The 17,249-nt window shown below is 53.5% G+C and carries 13 protein-coding genes; 12 read left to right on the top strand and 1 reads right to left on the bottom strand.

Annotated elements, in window-relative coordinates:
• The first annotated feature begins 106 nt into the window (after positions 1–106).
• The 8 genes from NST07_RS13705 (at position 107) to NST07_RS13740 (ending at position 7,979) form a co-directional block, all read left to right on the top strand.
• Positions 107–1,810, top strand: coding sequence for a DNA repair helicase XPB (locus NST07_RS13705; protein WP_341092422.1), 1,704 nt, complete (start codon positions 107–109; stop codon positions 1,808–1,810).
• Positions 1,807–3,795: a helicase-associated domain-containing protein gene (locus NST07_RS13710; protein WP_341092423.1), complete on the top strand. Its 1,989-nt coding sequence runs from the start codon at positions 1,807–1,809 to the stop codon at positions 3,793–3,795. The genes NST07_RS13705 and NST07_RS13710 overlap by 4 nt, the downstream gene beginning before the upstream one ends.
• A 46-nt stretch (positions 3,796–3,841) precedes the next feature.
• Complete coding sequence (locus NST07_RS13715; protein ID WP_038590509.1) at positions 3,842–4,282, top strand: YlbF family regulator; 441 nt, start codon at positions 3,842–3,844, stop codon at positions 4,280–4,282.
• 39 nt (positions 4,283–4,321) lie between these two features.
• Positions 4,322–4,585: a YlbG family protein gene (locus tag NST07_RS13720; RefSeq protein WP_020432997.1), complete on the top strand. Its 264-nt coding sequence runs from the start codon at positions 4,322–4,324 to the stop codon at positions 4,583–4,585.
• 373 nt (positions 4,586–4,958) lie between these two features.
• Positions 4,959–5,396: a hypothetical protein gene (locus tag NST07_RS13725; RefSeq protein ID WP_341097647.1), complete on the top strand. Its 438-nt coding sequence runs from the start codon at positions 4,959–4,961 to the stop codon at positions 5,394–5,396.
• A 117-nt stretch (positions 5,397–5,513) separates the two neighbouring features.
• Positions 5,514–6,413 (top strand): selenium metabolism-associated LysR family transcriptional regulator, encoded by a 900-nt coding sequence (locus tag NST07_RS13730; RefSeq protein ID WP_341092424.1) that lies wholly within the window; start codon positions 5,514–5,516, stop codon positions 6,411–6,413.
• An 86-nt stretch (positions 6,414–6,499) separates the two neighbouring features.
• Positions 6,500–7,069 carry a GNAT family protein gene (locus NST07_RS13735; RefSeq protein WP_341092426.1) on the top strand — a complete coding sequence of 190 codons (570 nt, stop codon included), beginning with the start codon at positions 6,500–6,502 and terminating at the stop codon, positions 7,067–7,069.
• Positions 7,070–7,091: 22 nt separating this feature from the next.
• Positions 7,092–7,979 (top strand): PHP domain-containing protein, encoded by an 888-nt coding sequence (locus tag NST07_RS13740; protein WP_341092428.1) that lies wholly within the window; start codon positions 7,092–7,094, stop codon positions 7,977–7,979.
• Between the two features lie 156 nt (positions 7,980–8,135).
• Here the strand turns inward: NST07_RS13740 and NST07_RS13745 are convergent, their stop codons facing one another.
• On the bottom strand, positions 8,136–10,049 hold the full coding sequence (locus NST07_RS13745; RefSeq protein WP_342481742.1) for an NFACT RNA binding domain-containing protein: 1,914 nt from the start codon (positions 10,047–10,049) through the stop codon (positions 8,136–8,138).
• 192 nt (positions 10,050–10,241) lie between these two features.
• On the opposite strand from NST07_RS13745, the gene NST07_RS13750 reads away from it, so the two are divergent.
• From NST07_RS13750 to NST07_RS13765, 4 genes are all read left to right on the top strand, one after another.
• Positions 10,242–13,058 carry a calcium-translocating P-type ATPase, SERCA-type gene (locus NST07_RS13750; RefSeq protein WP_341092430.1) on the top strand — a complete coding sequence of 939 codons (2,817 nt, stop codon included), beginning with the start codon at positions 10,242–10,244 and terminating at the stop codon, positions 13,056–13,058.
• An 83-nt stretch (positions 13,059–13,141) separates the two neighbouring features.
• A complete protein-coding gene (gene dapF, locus NST07_RS13755; RefSeq protein WP_341092431.1) occupies positions 13,142–13,978 on the top strand; it encodes a diaminopimelate epimerase in 837 nt (278 codons plus the stop codon).
• Positions 13,979–14,209: 231 nt separating this feature from the next.
• Positions 14,210–14,977, top strand: coding sequence for a hypothetical protein (locus NST07_RS13760; protein WP_341378325.1), 768 nt, complete (start codon positions 14,210–14,212; stop codon positions 14,975–14,977).
• Positions 14,978–15,374: 397 nt separating this feature from the next.
• Positions 15,375–17,249 (top strand): bifunctional homocysteine S-methyltransferase/methylenetetrahydrofolate reductase, encoded by a 1,875-nt coding sequence (locus NST07_RS13765; protein ID WP_341092435.1) that lies wholly within the window; start codon positions 15,375–15,377, stop codon positions 17,247–17,249.

Raw genomic sequence — 17,249 nt, forward strand, 5'->3', positions numbered from 1 at the left:
AAGCTCATGTCCGCTGGTGCGGAGATGGGCTTTTTCCGCTATCCTGCGGGCGGGATACATACTCCAGCTCAGGGTTGAATACGACATAAGCACAGGAGGGGATTCGATGAATGGAACAGGGTCCTGCATCACCCGGAAAGATCGGACAATTCTGCTGGATTGCGCTCATCCCGGGTTTGAGGCGGCAAGAATTGCACTGGTGGATTATGCGGAGCTTGTCAAAAGCCCTGCCGCCTACCATACCTACCGGATTACACCATTGTCGCTCTGGAATGCCGCCGCTTCCGGTCATACAGCGGAGAACATTATTTCGAGCCTGAAAAACCTCTCCCGCTGGGGGCTTCCTGCCGGACTGGAGCAGGAGATTGGTGAGCTGATGTCCCGGTACGGCAGCTTGGGGCTGTATGCTCATATGGGGGATCCCCGCTATATTATTTTACGTGCCAATCAACCCGGACTGTTGGATGAATTGGAAGGGCACAGTTCCTTACAGGCGTTGGGTCTGCGGAGGCACCTCCTCAAGGAAAGCGTCTGCCCCGTTGAACAGCGCGGGATGCTGAAACAGGAACTGACCAGGCTGGGCTATCCTGTGCTTGATTATGCCGGTTATCGTGAAGGGCAGACTTTGAGTCTGTCCTGGCGGGGAGTGGAGGCGCTGGAGCTGGAACCGGGAGTCTCATTCGGACTTCGCGATTATCAGCAGGAAGCTGTCCGTACGTTTCGGGGGATTGGGGGTAGCGGAGGCAGCGGTGTTGTCGTTCTGCCATGCGGGGCGGGCAAGACGGTTGTAGGTCTTGCTGTGTTGGAAGATCTGCAATGCGAGACGCTGATTCTGACTTCAAGCTCTACCTCCGTAGGACAATGGCGTGATGAACTTCTGCGGTGGACGGATCTGGATGAAAATGCCGTAGGGGAGTATACCGGTGAGAAAAGAGAAGTACGTCCAATCACTGTGGCAACTTACCAAATACTGACGCATCGCCGGGCCAAAGACGGACCGTTTCTGCATATGAATCTGTTTAATGAACGGAACTGGGGACTAATCATTTATGACGAGGTCCATTTACTTCCGGCACCTGTATTCCGGGCTACGGCGGATATACAGGCGACCCGCCGTCTGGGGCTTACCGCCACGCTTGTCAGAGAAGACGGACGGGAAGGGGATGTATTCTCCCTCATCGGGCCGAAATGTTATGATCTGCCCTGGAAGTCGCTGGAGAAAGAGGGCTGGATCGCCGCTGTGGACTGCGTAGAGATGTTGATACCCATGGACTCCGGCTTAAGGAGCAGGTATATCTATGCTGGCGGAAAAGAACAGTTTCGGCTTGCTGCCGGAAATCCGGCCAAGGCAGCGGCTGCCGCTAAGATCATTAAGTCCCATACCGGTGCTGCTGTACTGGTCATCGGCCAATACCTGGATCAGCTGGAGTTGCTGGCCGAAAGCCTGCAGGCGCCCTTGATCACGGGGAAAACGCCCCAGCGGGAAAGAAGCCGATTGTATGCTGCCTTCAATGAAGGCCAGCTGCGGGTGCTGGTGGTCTCCAAGGTGGCCAATTTTGCCGTGAATCTTCCAGATGCCTCGGTGGCGATCGAGGTTTCGGGAGCCTTTGGTTCACGGCAGGAGGAAGCCCAGCGGTTGGGCCGGATTCTGCGCCCGAAGCCGGGTGAGAATAAAGCGTATTTCTATACACTTGTCTCGGAGGACAGCAGAGAACAGGATTTTGCTCTGCGGCGGCGGCTGTTTCTGACCGAGCAAGGCTACGATTACGCCGTCAGAGGCGTGGACACGCAAGAGGAGGCGGTTTTATGATCGGGTTATCGCCCGAAGCGCAGGAAGTGCTGAAAATGATATGCGCGGTCCATGCGGCCCAGCCCTTTGCGGTAGAGAAGGCAGACAGCTTACGTCCTGCCACCCTGTGCCGCGCCGAGCAGCAGCTTGCACTGAAGGAGCTTCGTCAGGCTGGAGTGCTGGAGCTGCGGCAGAAAATATGGGGGGAGAAGCTGTATCAAATTCCCGTGCGGCAGCTCGCAGCTATCCACCAGCATTTCTTCTCCATGAGGCCGTTGCCAGTGGCAGGCGACAAGGTAATGCTCAAGCTTGCCGCAGGCAGCGGATTGCCGGGTGAGCTGTTTCGTGCGTTGCTGTTCACAGCGCGTGAAGGATTGCCTCTGACTGCCAAAGGTGTGATCCACAAGAAGAATATTAGCCGTCTGGCAGCACTTCTCTCTTTGCGCGAAGAGCATTTACGGGGTCTGATTCCCGGAGATGCTTATGCTGAGCCCCAGCCTCTGACAGCCATGGTTATGGTTGATCTTATGCTCATGCTTGGACTGATCAGCCGGCAGAGTGAGGCTTATATGCTGGAGATGGAAAGGCTGGATCAATGGTTTGCGCTCAATGAGCTGCAGATGAACGATATTTTGTATAACCTGATCTTGAACCGCTACGGCTTGCAGGAGCCAGTCAGGCAGCATTTTCGATACTGTATTTCCGCTGGAGAGTTCGCGCCTGGCCAATGGTTCTCCCTGCCGGATATTCTGGACAGGTTGCATAAGTTAAATCTTGCGGCAGATTATCCTGAAACAGGAGTCGAAGCCTCCTGTCTGGCATGGTTTAGCTTTCTGGCCGGGTTTGGCTGGTGCGAGCTGGGGTATAGTGATTACGGGGACTGGTGCTTCCGCTGGACGGACTCCAAGCCTTCGCCCGATCCAGGCGGGGAGGCAGGAGACGGCTGCATGAATCGGTTCACTGCGGATAGACCAGCTCCCGGCTGCGGGACAGTGGAAGACCTGAATGCTCCAGCGCCTGTGGAGAAGCAGATATTACAAGATTCCTCCCTTCAGTCGTTTATTGTTCAGCCGGATTTCGAGGTACTGGTGCCGCCGGAAGTGCCATACACTATCCGCTGGACGCTTGGCGGTTGCGCGGAGCTGCTGCATAGTGATGATCTGTGGAGCTTCAGGCTGACCCGGGAAAGGCTGGAGCATGCTGCTGAACAGGGACTGCCGCCAGAGACGGCGATTTCCTGGCTGGCTGCCCATGCACAAGGGGGATTGCCGGAACAGGTGGACCTATCTTTAAGACAGTGGTCAAAGGGGATTGGCCGAACGGCATTCTCCGAGGTGATTCTGTTGTCCTGCAGCAGTGAGGCAGATGGAGCGGATATTGCCGCCCATCCCCGGCTTGGCGGCAGCCTCACCCGTGTAGGCCCGCTTCATTTTATCGTGCAGGGAGATCAGGTGGAGCAGGTGCGCAAGGAGCTTGCGGCAGCCGGAATAGCCCCGCCGCGGATCATCGGCGGCAGGGAAGGCAGCGTGAAGCAAAAACTATTTGATCTAGGCGATCCCGGCCTGCCAGTGGCGGACTTCGTTCTTCCGGCTCCGGACCCCAAGCGGGGAATCCTTGGCGGAGAAGCTATTTATCAGCCCTTACCGCTGTCCTCAGCTGAAGTGGATGAAAGCAATTGGACAGGTGAAGAAAACGTTCCGCAAATGTGGATCAAGGAATGGCGGAAGTATCATGGCTCCACGGCCCAAAAGGTGATGGAGCAGGCGCTGAAGTGGGGGATTAAAGTCCGGCTTTCCATAAGAGATGAAGTTTGCGACTTTATTCCCGGGCGGATCAGCGGACATCCCTGGAGAGTCTCCGGATGCCTGCTGGATTCCAATTCACAGATTCGTGATGCGGAAATGGAACTGGACCCGGGAGATTGGGAGGAAATGAAGCTGCTGATTCCTCCAGAGCTGAGAAATTCTTCTTCTGCTGGAGCAAGTGGTTATGTTATGATAAGGTAGTCTACTGTTTACGGTAGAACATTAACGTAGAAAAGAGTTGAAGTTCATGAGCGTAGCGGAGTTGAATACGGTCGATATGGCCGAAGTGCTGACATACGCCTATGAATTAGGCGACATGATTAACCAATCGGCCGAAGTGTCGGATTACTTATACTGGAAAGGCCGGGTAGATTGTAACCCGGAAATCCAGGCCATGGTCAAACAGCTGCAGAACAAGAAGGAGCTGTTCGAAGAGACACAGCGGTTCGGACATTTTCACCCGAACTATCATTCGGCTAAGGATGAGGTATCTCGGGTGGAGCAGGAACTTGAACAGTTCGAGGAAGTTGCCCGCTTCAAGCTGGCCGAGAAGACGCTGGATGATATTCTTCATTCCATGTCGGAAGCGATTGCGTTCTCAGTATCGGAGAGCATCAAGGTTCCAAGCAATGACCCGAATCCTAAGGGTGGCGGATGCGGCAGCGGAGGCAAATGCTCCTGCGGATAAGCGCCTCTGAGAGGGAGAGAAAGAAAGGCGGATGAGCTAATGTTTGCGGAACGGACAGGATATATCGTATGGGTTAGCGACGTAAAGGCGGCGCGTAATCTGGAGAAATATGGAACACTGCATTATGTATCGCGGAAGATGCATTATGCGGTCATGTATGTGAATGCGGAACGTGCCGAGGAAGTTATGAAGAATGTCCGCAGACTTTCCTACGTGCGCAAGATTGAAAGATCTTACCGCAATGAGTTGAAGACGGAATACACTAGTAATGGACCGGACAAGTCCCGTTATTACGGATTGTAATTCCTGAAGCTGAAACTCTAGAAGGATGACAGGTGCCGCTGGCGCCTGTTTTTTTATGCACCTGTTTTGGCTTTCCTCGTATTCCTTTGCCTGCTGTTGCAGGCAGAGGTTTTTTTATTGGTGGGCTATATCAGTTGAACTAAGATTCCATCGAAGCCATTTCGGGTGAGGCGGAGCGGATCAAGAAAAAATGCAAAATGATCAAAGGCAGCAGTCTTGTGGATGACGCAGACAGAATCGCAAACGGGTCCGGCAACTAACACTGGTGTTTCGCATTCGCTGATTAGGGGAGTGCTTGAACAACCCGCGTCAATGCGGTAAGATTGACAACAATAAGAGCATGCCAAGACCCTTTCGGTGGAGTGTGATGATAATGCATGGCAAGGGGATGGAATGGTGGGGGGCGTTTGAACCCTTCCACATCATGCTGAATGACTACAGGGTCACTGATATTGTGATTACCAATCATGCCAAGAGCCGCTATCTGGACCGGATTAACCCGGACAGCAGTGACAGCGGACAACTCAGTGCATGGATGTGGCAATGTCTGAAGCAAAACCGGATCAAACCTTACCAGCAAAAGGAGCATAACGCGTATTTGATTGACGAGGATACGTTAGTCATTGCCGAGTTTAGGGAGCTGGAAGATGTAACGAGCCTCTCCGGGCATCCGCTGTATGTAATGGTAATCGTATCTTATCTGGGGCGGATCTCCGCGACTCCCCAACTGCGTGACCTGCAAGCTTATTATTCGCGTATGCGCAACTCACGCCGCATGAAGCTGATGAAGAAGCGCCGCAAACGCAAATAATGCACAGCAATTACAAAGAAGGTATGCGGCGGGTGGCTGCATGCCTTTTTTAAAATATATGAATTTACATGCTTTCCACTTAGAATAATTTATGATCTATGAAGGGGCTTTGAGTGCATGAATTTTCATCAGCTTCATATTTTTTATACGGTATCTGAACGGGGGAGCTTCTCTGCTGCAGCCCAGACACTGCATATGACGCAGCCGGCGGTAACGATGCAGGTACAGGCATTGGAAGACTATTTCGGAGCCAAGCTGTTCGACCGTTCGAGTAAAAAAATTGTGCTCTCCGAGGCCGGCCGGACGCTTATGCCCTTCGCGCTGCGCAGCATTCAACTGATGCGGGAGACGGATCAGGCAATGTCGGCCTTTACCCATATGCTGGAGGGGCGACTGCAGCTCGGGGCAAGCCTGACGATTGGAGAATATGTACTGCCGCGTCTGCTGGGCCCTTTTGGCAAAGCGTATCCGAATATTTCGATCATGATGAAAGTGATGAATACGTCGCAGATCATGGAGGAAATTAACAAACACCAGCTAAATTTCGGGCTGATTGAGGCGCCGGTGTCCCATCCCGATATGGAGATTGAACCGGTCATGGGCGATGAGCTTAACCTGATTGTCCCCAGTGAGCATCCGCTTGCAGACAGGGAGGAAGTTACACTAGAGGAAGCGCTGGAGTATCCGTTTGTGCTGCGCGAACAGGGCTCTGGAACACGGCGGGTGATGGAAGAACAGCTGATAGCCAAGGGGCTGGATCCGGCCGCAATGCGAGTCGTGATGGAGCTGGGCAGCACAGGCGCGGTAAAATCAGCGGTGGAGGCCGGTCTGGGTCTGACTATAATCTCAGCCTCCTCGGTTAAGCATGAGGTGACACTGGGGCTGCTGAAGATTGTGAATCTGTCAGATACTTCTTTTAAGAGACAATTCTATGCGATTCATCTAAAATCAACACTGCTGCCGATCTCTGCGGTTACGTTTCTGACCTTTTTGCGCCAGCACGCGAACGACCGGTAGGCGATTAGGATGGTACTGCGGAATCCCATGGTATGAAGTTTATGAGGAGAGGTATGCGGAAAATAGTGGGATAGGGGAGTCTGATGATGGCCATTTTGCTGCGCGGAGAGAAGGTTGTCTTGCGGGACCTGAAGGAAGAGGACATCCGTAAAATCTATAATTTCTATTATGAAGCAGAAGATCGCGAGTTTCTGCAATGCGATGGTCCCTACGAACCGCTGGAACAAGTAAGCTATGCACAATTTGCAGAAAAATATAACGGGATGCTGGCACTTGTGGGTACGGATAAACCGCGGAACCGTTTGATTATCGAGATTGATGGTGAGATTAAGGGTAGCGTGGGCAGATATTGGGTTTCGGAAGTCACGAATTGGTTTGAAATCGGAATTGCTATTTATGACTCCCGTTATTGGTCTGGAGGATACGGTACCGAAGCCTTCAGTATGTGGATGGAATATCTGTTCAATTCGCTGGATACAGTCCGTCTCGGCATAGGCACCTGGTCCGGCAACGCCCGGATGATGGGGCTGGCGGCCAAATGCGGGATGGTGGAGGAAGCCCGTGTCCGCAAAGCGCGGATTGTGCGGGGCGAATATTATGATGCCATTAAGATGGGAATTCTTCGTGAAGAATGGGAGTCTGCAGGTACATTATAAACTTGGGACAAGGAGTGGCATGATGGAGAACGATGTGGAAGCGAGCAACCCTATAGATGGTGCTAAACCAGGATTACAGGGCCGATGTGATTTACATACCCATACACAGGCTTCGGACGGGATGCAGCCACCGGCGGAAAATGTGCGGATTGCCCGTCATAAAGGGCTGGCCGCAGTAGCGATTACCGACCATGATACGGTAAGCGGCGTTGCCGAAGCGCTGGAAGCGGGCCTGAAGTACGGGATTACTGTTGTACCCGGCGTAGAAATCAGCACCCGTGCAGAAGGTAAGGAGATTCATGTGCTTGGATATTATATCGATACACAGCAGGAGCTGTTTCTCTCGCGGCTTGCAGAACAAAGGGACACCCGTGCCAAGCGCAATGACTCTATTATCGGCAAGCTGCGCGGACTCGGCATCAATATTACGCTGGACAATGTTATTGCAGGGATCGGCCGCGAATTGAAGCCTGATGAAAGTATCGGGCGGCCCCATATCGCTGATGAACTCGTACGGCTGGGCGCGGCAGCGGATATGCGCGAAGCCTTTGATAAATATTTGGCAACTGGTGCGGCGGCATATGTCTCTCCCCCGCGGATTACACCTGAGCTGGCCTGTGAGTGGATTATTGAAGCCGGAGGCACTCCAGTACTGGCTCACCCCGGCATCTACGGCGATGATGAGCTGGTGCGCGGCATTCTGACCCGAAGCTCTCTGCGGGGCATTGAGGCCTATCATTCCGACCATACTCCCGCCGATGAGGAGCGTTATCTGGCGATGGCCGAACAATTTGGCCTGGTTGTTACCGGCGGCTCGGATTTTCACGGTGCGCGGCAGGGTGTAATCTTCCACGGTGATCTGGGGAGCGTTACGGTCTCTGCCGATGTGCTGGAGCGGCTGAAGGGATAGAGAGTTAAGTACGCCTGCTTAATCCGATTAACCACAGGGATCACGATTTGAAAGACCACAAAGTTAAAGAACCTCCAAGCCCGAGACGATGCTTCGTCAGGCTTGGAGGTTCTTTGGTATGTCCAAATATTTGAAATAATGAAGAAGGGCCCGGAGCTAGCTTCTCAAAGCATTCGGCAGACTTTTGATCCGCGCCTCATCCGGTGTGACAAACAGTGTCTTCTGGTGATCGTAAATGACGAAGCCGGGCTTTGCACCGCTTGGCTTGCGGACATGCCGGATCAGGGTGCAGTCCACTGGCACGCTGCTCGACTGCTTGGCCTGACTGAAGTAGGCGGCAAGCTGAGCCGCTTCCTCCAGGGTAGCATCACCGAATTCTTCGCTGCGGATCACGACATGCGAGCCGGGGATATCTTTCGTGTGCAGCCAAGTGTCATTGGCAGAAGCCAGCCGGTTCGTGACATATTCGTTCTGCAGGTTGTTTTTGCCGACATAGATGTCTACGCCCTCGGAGGAGGTAAACACCTGTAAGGTAGGACGGGTGGTTTTCTTCTTCTTTTTGCCCTTTTTGCTGCGGTCGCGCATGTAACCCTGACTGACAAGCTCATCGCGGATTTCCTCGATATCATTCAGGGAGGCGTGGGCCAGCTGCTGCAGAAGTGTTTCCATGTAAGCAATTTCTTCATGGGTTTTGATCAGCTGCTCACCGATGACCCGAAGGCTGTTCTTGTATTTGTTGTATTTCTTGAAGTAACGCTGTGCGTTGTCCGAAGGCGTCAGCAGCGGATCAAGCGGAATGGTCGTCTCCGCCTGGTTCTCATCGTAATAGTTCACCAGCCGGGCTTCCTTGTCGCCCTTGGACACGGCATACAGTGACGCAAACAGCAGCTCGCCCCAAATCCGGTAACGGTCAGCATCTTCCGCTTCTTCCAGGTCTTTCTGGAGATTGGCGAGCTTTTTAATATTTTTGCTCCGCTCATTGCCCAGGAAGCGTATCAGATCGCTGACGCGCTGCTTTACGGTATCCCGCTCCGCTTTATCCCCGTAATAGTCTTCCATGCAAGCGCTGATCGAGCTGTAGTGCTTCAAGCTTTCATCCGGCAATGCCAGCGGAATTGCAGAGAAAACGGGTTTGCCTTTGGCATTCGTTCCTATAACCGGTGAAAACCGGGATTCCCGCACCGGAGCCAGCACCTGATTAAAGGCCTCCCACAACAGGAGCGGATTCCCGCTGCTGTCGTCAGAACCAACATCCTGCTGATCGCATCCGGGCTCTGCGGCTTTGGAACCGCCGGCGCTGCGCTGCCGCACAATTTCTCCGGCAATCAGCGGACTCATGCCGCTGAAGGCATGCACCATCCATCCGATTGGATCGGCTGCTGGCGATGGACCGCCTGAACCATCCGCTTTGGGCTCTTCCAGAGACCGCAGCAGGTCCGCAATCTCGCCCTCAATAATTTCCTCGGGCTCTTCTTCCTCCCGGGTGCCTGCCAGCAGTACTGCTTTTTCTGCCGAGGTGAACAAAGCAACAAAATCCTCTTTGCCGATCTCCAGCGGATTCAGCTTGTGCTGCTCCGGCGGCTCCAGGTAGGCGATGCCGGGCATGACATTCCGGTAGCTGCTGATTGATGGGGTAACGTGATGAATACCGTCGATAATCGTGCCCGTGGAGAGATCGGTCAGAATGATATTGCTGTGCCGTCCCATGAGCTCAATAATAATTTTTTTGGCCGAAACGTCTCCCAGCTCATCCCGTGTCTTGATGTTTATATGAATGATGCGTTCCATGCCGACCTGGGTGATGCTCTCAATCGTGCCGCCTTCGCAGTGCTTGCGCATCAGCATGCAGAACATCGGTGCTTCTGCAGGATTAACCGTGTTCCGGTCCGTCAGATGCAGTCGCGGGTAGGTCGGATTGGCCGACAGCAGCAGCTTGCCTCCGCCGCCTGTGCCGCGCAGGATGAAGATAAGGTCGTGAGCGTTTGGTTGATATATTTTGCCGACGCGTGCACCGATGAAAGGCCCAAGCTCATGCACGATCGCTCTTGTAACGATGCCGTCTAATGCCATGATAATGTTCTCCTGTCGCATAATAATAAATTTCTCTTCTCTATGATGCCATACTTTAACACATTCGCGCAAAAGGAGAAGCTATGAAGCTGTGATATTTTGGGACGACCATGAATAGACTTTGTCATGAACAGGTGGAAAAGCTGTGCGCCGCCGGAAGTCAAGAAACGACCGGGAGGGGAAAGAATAGTCATGGAACAAAAAAGTTGGCACCGGCTCGGTGCGGAGGAACTGCAGAGGATGCTGAACATTCATCCTGGAGTAGGCCTAAGCGGAGAGGAGGCGGAGGAAAGACGCAAAGAGAGCGGGTATAACGAGCTTTCGGAGGGGAAGACAGTTTCTCCGATCACCTTGCTGCTGAATCAGTTTAAGGATTTTATGGTGCTTGTGCTGATGGGGGCGACGCTAGTATCCGGACTTTTAGGTGAATATCTGGATGCAATTACGATCATCGCCATTATTTTACTCAACGGAGTTCTGGGTTTTGTCCAGGAATTCCGTGCCGAGCGTTCACTCCGGGCACTCAAGCAGCTCTCGGCACCTTCTGCCAAAGTGCTGCGGGGCGGGAAGCAGGAAGTTATACCGGCAAAAATGCTGGTGCCCGGCGACATCGTGCTGCTGGAAAGCGGCGACCGGATTCCGGCTGACATCCGCTGGCTGGAGTGCAGTGCACTTTATGCCGAAGAATCTGCACTGACCGGTGAATCGCTGCCCGTCTCTAAGCACGCGGAACCGATTCATGCCGAGGAGATTCCCTTGGGGGACCAGAAAAATATCGGCTTCATGGGGACGATGGTAACACGGGGTACAGGTAAGGCGGTTGTAGTCCGTACAGGGATGGATACCGAGATGGGCAAAATTGCCGATCTGATCCAAAATACTGAATCGCAGGAAACGCCGCTGCAGCACCGTCTAGAGCAGCTTGGGAAGATTCTGATCTACGTTTCGCTCGGTCTGACCATTGTCGTAGTCGTTGCTGGCATTCTGCACGGTCAGCCCGCTACAGCGATGTTCCTGGCAGGCGTCAGTCTTGCAGTTGCAGCCATTCCGGAAGGTCTGCCGGCGATTGTCACCATCGCGCTCGCACTTGGTGTGCAGCGGATGATTAAACGTAAAGCGATCGTCCGCAAGCTCCCTTCGGTGGAGACTCTCGGATGCGCCTCCGTAATCTGCTCTGACAAGACAGGCACCCTGACCCAGAACAAGATGACGGTAACGCGGCTGTGGACGGGAGGACGCAGTCTGGACGTGACGGGCGAAGGTTATGCTCCCAGCGGACAAGTGATGGAGAAGGGACGGGCCGTTGATCTTAAACATGATCAAAGCCTGCGGCGCATGCTTCAGGTCGGGGCTTTATGCAGCAATGCCGAAATTGTTGAATCTCTGTCCAGTGACAGCCGAGGGAAACGCAAGGGAAAGGATAAGGGTGAAACGGACAAGGCGGCAGACACCCAGTCGGTATGGGAGCTCAAGGGCGATCCTACCGAAGGCGCATTAGTCGCTTTATCCGCGAAGATGGGGCTTACTGCCCAGTCGCTTGCTGTAACGTATGCCAGAGAGAAGGAGTTTCCTTTCGATTCTGAGCGCAAGTTGATGTCTGTGATCGTGGGGCATCCCGGCGGACGTATGATCTGCACCAAGGGAGCGCCGGATGTGCTGCTGAGCAACTGCTCCTATATGCTGTGGGAAGGCGGGGTTGTCCCTTGTACGCCGACTTTGCGCCAGAAGGTGCTGGAAGCGAACGAGGAGATGGCTTCCGGAGCGTTGCGTGTACTAGGGATGGCTTACCGTGAGCTGCGATCAGGCGAAGCAGCAGACAGTGAAAAAGAAGCGGAATCCCAGCTGATATTTATCGGACTGGCCGGAATGATCGATCCTCCGCGCCGTGAAGTACGCGACGCGATCAGCATTACCCGGCGGGCAGGAATCAAGACGGTGATGATTACTGGTGACCACGGAACTACCGCCGAAGCCATTGCCCACCAGCTTGGCATTCTGCAGCGGGGTGGGACCGTTCTGAGCGGCTCCCAGCTAACGCGGATGACTGATGATGAGCTGGATAAGGTGTCAGACTCTGTATATGTATACGCCCGCGTCTCCCCTGAGCATAAGCTGCGGATCGTCAAATCTCTGCAGCGGCGGGGCCATGTTGTGGCTATGACCGGAGATGGTGTGAATGACGCTCCGGCAATTAAAGCGGCGGACATCGGGATTTCCATGGGGATCACCGGCACCGATGTTACTAAAGAAGCATCAGCGCTTATTCTCGGAGATGATAATTTCTCAACGATCGTGGCAGCTATAGAAGAAGGGCGGAATATTTACGAGAATATCCGCAAATTTATCCGTTACCTGCTGGCTTCCAATGTCGGAGAGATCCTGACCATGTTCTTCGCTATGATGCTGGGGCTGCCGCTGCCGCTGGTGCCAATCCAGATTCTCTGGGTCAATCTGGTCACCGACGGACTGCCTGCGATGGCACTGGGCGTGGATCAGCCGGAGAAGGATCTGATGGAGCACAAGCCGCGCGGAGCGAAGGAGAATATTTTTGCCCGCCGCTTGGGCTGGAAAATCATCAGCCGGGGCCTGCTGATCGGTCTGTGCACCCTGGGCGCCTTCTGGTTGACGCTGCGTATTGATCCAGGCAGCCCGCAGCAGCTCATCCGCGCACAGTCGGTTGCTTTTGCCACACTGGTTATGGCTCAGCTTATTCATGTATTCGACTGCCGCAGTTCCCGTTCAGTGTTCCACCGCAATCCTTTCCAGAATAAATATCTGGTGCTCGCCGTGTTGTCATCCGTTGTGCTCATGCTGGCTGTTATGTATCTGCCGCTGCTGCAGCCGGTATTTAAGACCGTACCGCTTAGCTTCCGCGAATGGTGCCTGGTGCTGGTCACCGCCGGTATCCCTACCTTCCTGATGGGAGCGGGCAGCGTGTGGGGCGGCAAGAAGAACCGCAGCCGCAGCGGAGGCCGGACGATGATAAAAAGTACAAAAATTTCAGCATAAAGTCAATAGCTTAAGCCCACTCCTTAAGGTATGCTTGTTCGGAAGAAGTGAATGCTAACAAACTTTTAGGAGTGGGATTTTCAATGGAATTTACAAAAATGCACGGACTTGGCAATGACTTTATTATCGTATTCGGTGAGCAGGCACTGCCGGGCAATGCTTCTGAGCTTGCAGTTACGTTGTGCAACCGGTTCTTCGGCATCGGAGCCGACGGTCTTGTCTACATTCTTCCGTCAGAGCGCGGAGACTATATGATGCGCATTATGAATTCGGACGGCTCAGAAGCGGAGCAATGCGGAAATGCAATCCGCTGCGTCTCCAAATATGTATATGAGCAGGGTCTCGTCAGCTCGGAGCAGATTGTGATTGAAACCATCGGCGCCGGTGAACAAAAGGTATCCCTGCAGGTGAAGAACGGCGTGGTGGAGACGGTTACGGTCGATATGGGAGAACCTGTATTATCGGGCCTGCAGATTCCGGTGGCGATAGATGCCGAGCCTGTGCTGGACCAGCCCATTGAGGCAGACGGAACGGAATTCAAATTTACGGCCGTATCCATGGGCAATCCGCACTGTGTAATCTATGTGGAGGACGCCGTGTCGTTTGATCTTGCGACCTGGGGGCCGAAGCTTGAGGTGCACCCGCTTTTCCCGAGAAAAGTGAATGTAGAATTCGCGACAGTGCTAAACCGCAGCCATGTCGATATGCGTGTCTGGGAACGCGGCGCCGGACCGACACTGGCCTGCGGTACCGGAGCCTGCGCAACGCTGGTCTCCTCGGTACTGAATGGCCATACGGACCGCTCGGCCACGATCAGCCTGAAGGGTGGCGATCTGTTTATCGAGTGGAATGAGAATGACAACCATGTCTATATGACCGGTCCTGCCCAGGTTGTATATACCGGCTCGGTAGAAGTTTAATCCTGCAGGGATTTCGGTATCCAAACTGAATAAGGTGTGCATTCCAAAAGGATGACCTCAAGCTGCCCGCTTGCAGGTCATCCTTTTTGCAAATATAAGAACGATCCTGCGGTTGCCCTTGTGGCAGATGAGGCAAGCAAATTCCCGCAGCAGACGAGGGCTGAAATGCCTGACAACATGAGGGTTACGACAGGCCATGATTCTGAACTCGCACCTCTGATTCTTAAGTAGGTGATTGTCTCGGAGGAAATCTCCGGAGAGAATAACCGGAGTACTTCACCGGTTGCTTTATATACCGGCAGCGGCCGTACGATGTTCGAGGCGCTTGCCAACGCTTCGCGGCAAACCGCGCGTTTCCTGTCTCTTGCCCATGTCCGGGTGCTTGTCATCTCGGAGGAGTTTGCCCGTGAAGGAATCAAGGATATGCTGGATGTGCTGGAACGGGAGAGTGATACACGGCTCACCAGTCTATTCTTTATTTCCAGAGGCCAGCCGGCGATTGACCTCTTGTTAACTATGACCGTGTTCAGCAAAATTCCCGCCAACGATCTGGTAGAGAAGCTCGAGACAACCTCCAAACAGTTCGGATATAACGACAGAGATGTAGCGGATTCCAACGATAATCTGAAGACAATTGCTCCGAAAGCTATTCTGAGGGTGTCCGGCATAGCAGCGTTTAAGGATGATAAGCTGAAGGGCTGGCTGGAAGGCTACACTGTGCTCGGTACCGTACTCTTGCATAACAAAATTAAATTTTTTACCGCTGCCTTGATTGAAATATCCGAGCTGTTCGGTATCCCTTACAGGAAAATGATCTATCCTTGCGCGCTGATTATCCTGTTCACCTCCATCCTGGACGCCCGCTGCTTTATCGAACATCTGGATGAAGGGGGAAGGCTGCTGTATATGGTATATCCTCTGTTTATAGTGGTTATCCCAGCCATCCTAATTATAATCACGGCGTTGAAGAGCAATTTCTCGGCCCCCCGCCCGGGCTGACTGCCGCGAACCCAATAGATTAGGTCTGGAATCAGCAGACACAGCAGCATGATTGCCGCAGCCAGCTTCTCCGAGGCAGAATAGAGCAGGTAGTTCTGATATATCTGATGTAGCCCATTCCATAACCGAACAGCCAGTCGCTAAAATACAAGTAAAGCAAGGAAAGTGTAAATTATAACAGGATTACAGCGTATTTGCGCAGCAGTAGTCTTCTTGTTCTTTTTTTCAAGGTAGCCTCCTCCTTAAATAAGAATAAGGCTAGTATGAATCATTTCTTTTCTTGCCATGCAGAGGCAGTGATGGAGCGGTTAGGCTTTTGGGCTTGAATGCTTATCATCCAACCCGATTTATGTTACATTAGTATGAAACTAATGACAGTATAGGGGAGGTTCTTGCGGTGAAGCCGGATTTGCGCTCTGCGTGGAATACGAATGTTTTGGTCGGGGACGGAGCCATGGGAACCTTTTTATATCAAAAAGGGTTTCCTGTCGGCATCTCCTACGAAGAATTGAATCTGACCTCTCCAGGGGTCATTGAAGACGTGCATCGCAGCTATATTGAAGCTGGAGCCGTGCTGCTGGAGAGCAATACGTTCTCTGCCAATTATGACAGGCTGTCCAAATACGGATTGGAATCAAAGGTTGGGGAAATCAACCGTGCAGGTGTGAGAATTGCCCGGCAAGCTGCCGGTGATGCAGGATATGTAGTCGGTGCGGTAGGTTCCATTCGTGCCGGCAAACGGGCAAATCTTTCTTCGTCGGAGCTGAAGCGTTATTTCACGGAGCAGATCACCGCACTGCTGGAAGAGCAGCCGGACGGCATCATGCTGGAAACCTTCTACGATGTGGAAGAGCTGCATTTGGCACTGCGGACGGTGCGGAAGCTCAGCGGACTTCCGGTCATTTGCCAGCTTGCTGTAGATGAAACGGCGCGAACGCTGGATGGATTGACTTTGCCTGAAGCCTTCCGCATTTTGGAACAGGACGGAGCGGATGTGATCGGCTTCAATTGCCGGACCGGTCCCAACGGTATCAAGCGTGCATTGAAGACGCTTCAGGGCAGTCTGACCCTTCCGGCGTCGGTATATCCGAATGCCGGAGTAGCGGATTATGTGGACGGGCAGTACCGCTATGGCGCCACACCGGATTATTTCGGCCAAATGGCTCCTGTGTTTGCCGGGCTGGGCAGCCGGATCATCGGCGGCTGCTGCGGGACTACTCCTCAGCATATCGCTGAAATCTCGGCTGCACTGCGTGATTATGCTCCGCAGCCGCTGCCAGAACCGACTCTGAAGAAGAGCCCGGAGCGGATTGTGGTGCAGGAACATCTCGGCGAGGATGAAGGCCGCAGCGGCGGCGAACCGACACTTGTCGATCTGGTCAAGGAGCGCCACACCGTTATTGTAGAGCTTGACCCTCCCCGTGATCTGGACATCGCCAAGTTTATGAGAGGTGCAGATGCGCTGCGTAGAGCAGGTGCAGATGCGCTGACCCTTGCGGATAATTCACTCGCCGTAACTCGGATGAGCAACATGGCTCTCGGGCATCTGGTTCAGGCCCGTACAGGACTCCGGCCACTGGTGCATGTAGCCTGCCGTGACCGGAATCTGATCGGGACCCAGTCACATCTCATGGGTTTTGATGCGCTTGGCATCGACCATGTGCTGGCGGTGACCGGAGATCCGGCCCGTTTCGGGGATCTGCCGGGGTCCAGCTCGATATATGATCTTACTTCCTTTGAAATCATCCGGATGATTAAGCAATTGAACGACGGGATTGCGTTCTCCGGCAAGCCGCTGAAGCAGAAGGCGAAATTTGTGATCGGAGCCGCATTTAATCCCAATGTCAAACATTTGGACAAGGCGGTGGAGAGGCTGGAGAAGAAGATCGCTTCCGGCGCGGATTATATTATGACCCAGCCGGTGTATGATCCTGAGCTGATCGCCCGTATCGCCAAAGCGACTGAGCATCTGGATATTCCGATATTCCTCGGGATCATGCCACTGGCAAGTGGCCGCAATGCAGAATACCTGCATAACGAGGTTCCCGGTATTCAGCTCTCCGCAGAGGTACGCAGCCGTATGCAGGGTCTTGAAGGAGAGGTTGGCCGGGCTGAAGGCGTGGCCATCGCCAAAGAGCTGCTGGATGCGGCGACAGAGCATTTTAACGGCATCTATCTGATGACGCCATTCATGTTCTACGAGATGAGCGTCCAGCTGCTGGAGTACATTTGGGAGAAACAAGGGCGCAAATTGTCCCCCTTGTTTCGCTAG

The organism is Paenibacillus sp. FSL L8-0340 (assembly GCF_038593145.1).
Taxonomy (GTDB): Bacteria; Bacillota; Bacilli; order Paenibacillales; family Paenibacillaceae; genus Paenibacillus_AQ.